Here is a 5,191-nt window from a genome sequence, read left to right as displayed (position 1 = left end):
GCGCGGCGGCGGGACGCCGGACGCGGCGCGCCGGTGGAGGGCAGCGAGTACGTCGCGGTGGTCCGGGGCGGCGGGCCGTTCGCCGGGACCGGGGAGGGCAGTGGCTCGGGGCGGCCGCGCCAGGAGTCCTGACGGAACCAGTCGGCGGCCTGCTCGGCCGTCGGGCGGTCCTCGGGCTGCTTGGCGAGCAGCCCCAGCAAGTACGCCTCGAAGGGGGCCGGTACGTCGACGCCGAGATGGCGCGGCGGCACGGGCGCCGCGTCCACGTGCTGGTACAGCGTGCCGGTCGCGGTGTCCGCCTGGAACGGGGGCCGCCCCGCGAGGAGTTGGTAGAGGACGCAGCCGAGCGAGTACATGTCGGAGGCCGGGCCGGCGGGTCTGCCCAGCGCACGCTCGGGGGCCAGGTAGAGGCTGGTGCCCACGATCTGTCCGGCGGTGGTGAGCGCGGTGGCGGGGTCGTCGACGAACTGGGCGATGCCGAAGTCGGCGATCTTGACCGTGCCGTCGTGACTTGTCATCAGGTTTCCGGGCTTGATGTCCCGGTGCACGACGCCCTGGCGGTGGGCCGCCGCCAGGCCGGCGGCCGCCTGGGCGGCGATGCCGGCGACCCGCTCGGCGCGCAACGCGCCCTCGGTGAGCAGGGTCTGAGCCAGGCTCGTCCCCTCGACGAGCTCCATGACGAGGTAGAAGCGGTCCTCCCACGCCCCGAAGTCGAACACCGCCACCAGGTGCGGATGGCTCAACCGGGCGGCGGTCTGGGCCTCCAGCCGGAACCGGGCGGCGGCCGAGGCGTCGGCCCCGTTGCCGAGCAGCAGCTTGACGGCGACTGGCCGGCCCAGCACCTCGTCCGTAGCCCGCCAGACCTCGCCCATCCCGCCTCGCCCGATGGGTGTGTCCAGCCGGTATCTGTCCGCCACCAGCACTTGCGCACCAACCCCGATTCACTGTGACAATCTCAAGGCTGCTGAACCTACTTCACGCCGTTGTCACCCCTTCGGGTGAGGGCTGGAGTTACGCCGGATCAGGCGTTCGCGGACGTGTGCGCGGGGGGCCTCCCCCACCCCAGGCGGCCTGCCGCATGGGCACGGCCGGCCCCCTCAACCACCCTTGCCGCGCCCCGCCCGGCGGCGACCGGCCGGGGCGCCTGCGGGCGGCGCCCCGGCCGGTCCCCTAGGCGCTGACCCGTACCGTCGCGAACGTGACGTTGTCGGGGCCGCCCGCCTCGATCGCCCCCTTCCACAGCTCGAAGGCGGCCCGGGCGCCGTCGTACTCCCCCAGGACCCCGGCGATCTCCTCGTCCGGGCACGGGTCGGTCAGCCCGTCCGTGCACACCAGGTAGCGGTCGCCGGCCGAGAGCGCGCGGCTCGTCACATGGGGTGTGACCGAGCTGAACACGGAGCTGCCCCCGAGCGTCTGGGTGACGGCCGAAGTGGTCCGGCGCCCGGGCGGCGGCAGCGGGCTGTCGTCCACGCTGACCTGCCGGAACCCTGTCGGGGACGCTTCGAAGACCTTGCTGTCGCCCACGTTGAACACCAGGACCGACGAGGCCAGGACGACGACGCCGGCGACCGTGGTCCCCATGGTGAACAGGTCCGGATCGCCGTCGGCGGCGGAGTACACCGCCCGGTTGCACAGCGCCAGAGCGGCACGGATTGCCTCTTCACCGTCCAAAGACGGCCCCAGCGCGGCCAGTTGGCGTACGACCAGCGAACTGGCCACCTCGCCGGCCGGCTGCCCGCCGAGCCCGTCGGCGACGGCGACGACGAGCGGGGTGCCGAGGGGGAAGACGAGCGTCTGGGGGTTCTCGGTCACCGTGCCGCAGAGCGTCCACGGTCCGGCGACGAGGCTGTCCTCGTTGTGCTCGCGGATCAGCCCGGGATGGCTCAGGGAAGTCACAGCTGTGTACGGCACCGGAAGTCCCGCCTCTCCGCGCTGGAAGGCACGTCCTTACCACCATTGTCCCGCCGCGACGCGCGGAACGGGGGGCGCGGTGCCGTGGTCCCCCGGCCCGGCCGGACCCAGTCGGGCACCTGGAACGTCGGCCCGCGCACGTCGGGCACCAGCCGCCCGCTCGCGTCCTCGACCGCCCGCACGACCTCCCCGCCGGGCGCGACGCGCGCCGGTCGGCGAAGGCGCCGTACCGGACGTACAGCGGGCCGCGTCCCCAGCGCAGGTCGCTCGTCAGCCACCACCAGGTGTCACGGGTTGCCCGTGAAAAGCCCACACCCGGACCGTGACGTCCGCCCATTCGGCGGCGCGGGAGCGGCACGGCGCGGAGGCGTGCGCGGGGCCGGTCCTCCAGGCGTGCGCGGGGCCGGTCCGGAGGCGTGCGCGGGGCCGGTCCGGCCCGATGCCGTGTGCGCGGGGGTAGTCCGGCCCTGCGGTCGTGGTCCGGCCCTGCGGCCGTGGACCGGCCCCGGGGCCGTGGTCCGGCCCTGCGGCCGTGGTCAGCGAGGAGGCGTGCGGCTGACCGTCCGGCCGAGCGCGGACGCCTCCCGCCCGAACCGGGCCGCGTCCACGACCGCCGCGCCGCCCATGTCGTTGTTGAAGTACACGAACACGTCGTCCTCGTCGGACCAGGCGTCGGCCACCCGCCGCGCCCAGGACCCCAGCGCCTGCCGCCCGTAGTGCGGCGGAGGCTGGGCGGTGCCGCCGTGGAACCGCACGTACCCCCACGACGCGGTCCGCCACAGCGGCGTCACCGGGCGGGAACCGCGATCCGCCCAGCACAGGGCGGCGCCGTGCCGCTCCAGCACCTCCCGCAGCTCTGCCTCCATCTCCCACCACGAGGGGTGCCTCAGCTCGACGGCCACCCGCACCGATCCGGGGAAGCACCCCAGGCAGGCGCTCAACGCCCCCAGGTCCGCACGGAAGTTGGGCGGAAGCTGCAGGAGTACGGGACCCATCCGGTCGCCGAGTCCGGCGGTACGGTCCAGCAGCCGGCTCACCGGCTCCTGCGGGTCACGCAGCCGCTTGAGGTGGGTCAGGTAGCGGCTGGCCTTGACGGCCATTACGAACCCCTCGGGGGTCCGCTCCCGCCAGGAGACGAAGGTCTCCCGGGTGGGCAGCCGGTAGAAGGCGTTGTTGTTCTCGACCGTGGCGAAGTGGCGTACGTACTCCTCCAGCCAGAGCCGCTGGGGCTGTTCGGACGGATAGAGGCCGCCGCGCCAGTCCTTGTACTGCCATCCGGAGGTTCCGACGAGCAAGGGCATGCTCCGATGCCTGCCCGGAATCCGGAGCCCGGCACGGTGGGGCCGCGGGACCGGCCTCCAAGCGGGTGAAAGCGCGGCACGTCGTGGTCGGCGTACGGACCGAAAAGCGTACTGGCGGGTTATCTGTTGCTTGCCCACCGGCCGTGACGCCACCGCGTCACGGCGCTGCCGGAGTCAGCGGAGGAGAACTCGGATGTCGCCTTCACCCTTTGCCAAGCGGTCTGTCCAAACGGTCCTGTCTCTGATGCTGGTACTCCTGAGCGCGCTGGGCCTCGCCGGCCAGAGCACGGCGAGCGCCGCGACGCGGTCGGCCGCCCCGCAGGCCGCCTCGCAGGCAGCTCCGCAGACGGGCGCCCTGCACTCGGTCCTCCCGCGGACCGCGCCGGCGCGGCCCGACTGGGAGAGCATCGCCGCCTGCGAGAGCAACGGCCGCTGGAACATCAACACCGGCAACGGCTACTACGGCGGGCTCCAGTTCGCGCCCTCCACATGGCGCGCGTACGGCGGCCATCATTACGCGCCGCGCGCCGACCTGGCCACCCGGTCCCAACAGATCGCCGTAGCCACCCGCGTCGCCCAGGACCGCGGCCTCTCCGCCTGGCCCAACTGCGGACGGCGCCACAGCGCGGGCAGCTCCAGCAGCTCCAGCAGCTCCGGCAGCACCGGGACGGCATCCGGCTCCAGCGGATCCGGCGTGACCGCCGCCCAGCCGCAGCGGCAGTTCCAGCCGCAGGTACAGCCGCAGCCCCGGATCCAGCCGCAGCGTCAGGCCCAGCCCCCGGCCGCGGTCCCGGCTCCCTCGCGCGGTTCCCACGAAGCCATCGCCTCGCAGACCTACGTCGTACAGCCCGGTGACTGCCTCTCGGTCATCGCCGACCGCGCCGACGTACGGGGCGGCACCCAGGCGCTGTACGAACTGAACCGGCACAAGCTCGACGAGGGCCCGGACCGCATCTACCCCGGCCAGCGTCTGCGACTGCACGCATGAGGCCCGGGACGCGATCGCGCGTGTGCGACACCAGCCGAAACGTTTACGCCGCGGACCGGGCGAAGGCCCACCCCGAGCAGCGCCGGGTACGCACCACAGCAGTCACCGCCGTCACCGGCATCCGCTTCCCCCGCCACCGGATCCAGGCCCAGTGGCTGTCGCGACCAGCCCACTTCGAGTACGCCGAGCGTCCCACGGAACAGGGGCGGCGCCAGGGCATTCCGACAACGGGATCAGCGACGATCACCGGGTCGTCAGCCGCATCGGGGGACTCGGGCCGAGCGGGCTCGAGCGGAACGTGCGTAGAGGGAACGTGTTCAGAGGGAACGTGCTCAGCGGGAACGCGTTCAGCGGGAACGTATTCGGAGGGAACGCGCTCAGGACGACGCGTCCGACGGAATCGCGAGCTCACCGCCCCGGTAGTAGCCCTCGCGCTCCTCGACGACGTACGGAGCCATCGCGTCGCGCCGCCGCTTCTCCGCGTCGGACCCCCGCCAGGAATCGCACGCCTGCCTGGATTCCCAGAACGACACCCCGGTGACCTCCTCCCCGTCCTCCGACCAGTACGCGAAGGCTCTGCGCATGCCCTCCGGGTGCGCGCCCGGACGCCAGGCCCGCTCGAAGTCCTCCAGGGCGCCCGGCCTGACGCGGCGTGTCGTCACCCAGACGAAGTGCTCGTCCATCGTGGCCTCCTCCGGAGCGCCGGATCGGTTCGCTCGCGCTCCCTCCGACCACCGTAGGCGCGCACCGGGACCACCGCTCATCGACGACAGGTGCGCCCGGCGGACGGATTCCGGTGCGGCGGACCCGGTCAGCCGTCGTCTTCCGCGATCGCCCACGAGGGACGGGTGGGGGAGGCGGGCCGGTGCCGAGGGAGACCCGTCGTACCGCTGACGCTCGTCCTGTCCACGCCGGAGGCCGGTGCGCCGGCTGTGGGTGCGGGTGCGGGTGCGGGCCGTGGGCCGAGGGCCGGCCAGGGACGGGAGGCGGC

The 5,191-nt window shown here is 73.5% G+C and carries 6 protein-coding genes and 1 pseudogene; 1 reads left to right on the top strand and 6 read right to left on the bottom strand.

Features of this window, described 5'->3' with window-relative positions; genetic code table 11:
• The 5 genes and pseudogenes from E2E34_RS30995 to E2E34_RS30985 all read right to left on the bottom strand — a co-directional run.
• Positions 1-923 (bottom strand): serine/threonine-protein kinase (locus E2E34_RS30995; protein WP_167518425.1); only part of this gene is annotated, 923 nt, incomplete at its 3' end.
• Between the two features lie 247 nt (positions 924-1,170).
• Positions 1,171-1,911 carry a PP2C family protein-serine/threonine phosphatase gene (locus E2E34_RS30990; RefSeq protein ID WP_138905180.1) on the bottom strand — a complete coding sequence of 247 codons (741 nt, stop codon included), beginning with the start codon at positions 1,909-1,911 and terminating at the stop codon, positions 1,171-1,173.
• Complete coding sequence (locus E2E34_RS37655) at positions 1,893-2,168, bottom strand: class III lanthionine synthetase LanKC N-terminal domain-containing protein (protein ID WP_500691581.1); 276 nt, start codon at positions 2,166-2,168, stop codon at positions 1,893-1,895. The genes E2E34_RS30990 and E2E34_RS37655 overlap by 19 nt, the downstream gene beginning before the upstream one ends.
• Positions 2,121-2,248, bottom strand: a pseudogene (locus E2E34_RS37650) (class III lanthionine synthetase LanKC N-terminal domain-containing protein); the annotation flags it as partial. The gene E2E34_RS37655 and the pseudogene E2E34_RS37650, both read right to left, overlap by 48 nt.
• 199 nt (positions 2,249-2,447) lie before the next feature.
• On the bottom strand, positions 2,448-3,212 hold the full coding sequence (locus E2E34_RS30985; RefSeq protein ID WP_138905179.1) for a DUF72 domain-containing protein: 765 nt from the start codon (positions 3,210-3,212) through the stop codon (positions 2,448-2,450).
• 244 nt (positions 3,213-3,456) lie between these two features.
• Here E2E34_RS30985 and E2E34_RS37065 point away from each other — a divergent pair, with 244 nt between their 5' ends.
• Positions 3,457-4,200 (top strand): LysM peptidoglycan-binding domain-containing protein, encoded by a 744-nt coding sequence (locus E2E34_RS37065; protein ID WP_279637914.1) that lies wholly within the window; start codon positions 3,457-3,459, stop codon positions 4,198-4,200.
• A gap of 377 nt (positions 4,201-4,577) precedes the next feature.
• Here E2E34_RS37065 and E2E34_RS30975 read toward each other — a convergent pair whose 3' ends face one another.
• Positions 4,578-4,883 (bottom strand): antibiotic biosynthesis monooxygenase, encoded by a 306-nt coding sequence (locus E2E34_RS30975; RefSeq protein ID WP_138905177.1) that lies wholly within the window; start codon positions 4,881-4,883, stop codon positions 4,578-4,580.
• Between the last annotated feature and the right edge of the window lie 308 nt (positions 4,884-5,191).

The organism is Streptomyces albidochromogenes, from assembly GCF_005981925.1.
GTDB lineage: Bacteria > Actinomycetota > Actinomycetes > Streptomycetales > Streptomycetaceae > Streptomyces > Streptomyces albidochromogenes.
This window is presented reverse-complemented; position numbering and strand designations above follow the sequence as displayed.

Excerpts from the sequence above, each read along its gene's own strand:
- E2E34_RS37065 (WP_279637914.1), top strand. The coding sequence starts at position 3,457 with ATGCTGGTACTCCTGAGCGCGCTGGGCCTCGCCGGCCAGAGCACGGCG.
- E2E34_RS30985 (WP_138905179.1), bottom strand. The coding sequence starts at position 3,212 with ATGCCCTTGCTCGTCGGAACCTCCGGATGGCAGTACAAGGACTGGCGC.
- E2E34_RS30975 (WP_138905177.1), bottom strand. The coding sequence starts at position 4,883 with ATGGACGAGCACTTCGTCTGGGTGACGACACGCCGCGTCAGGCCGGGC.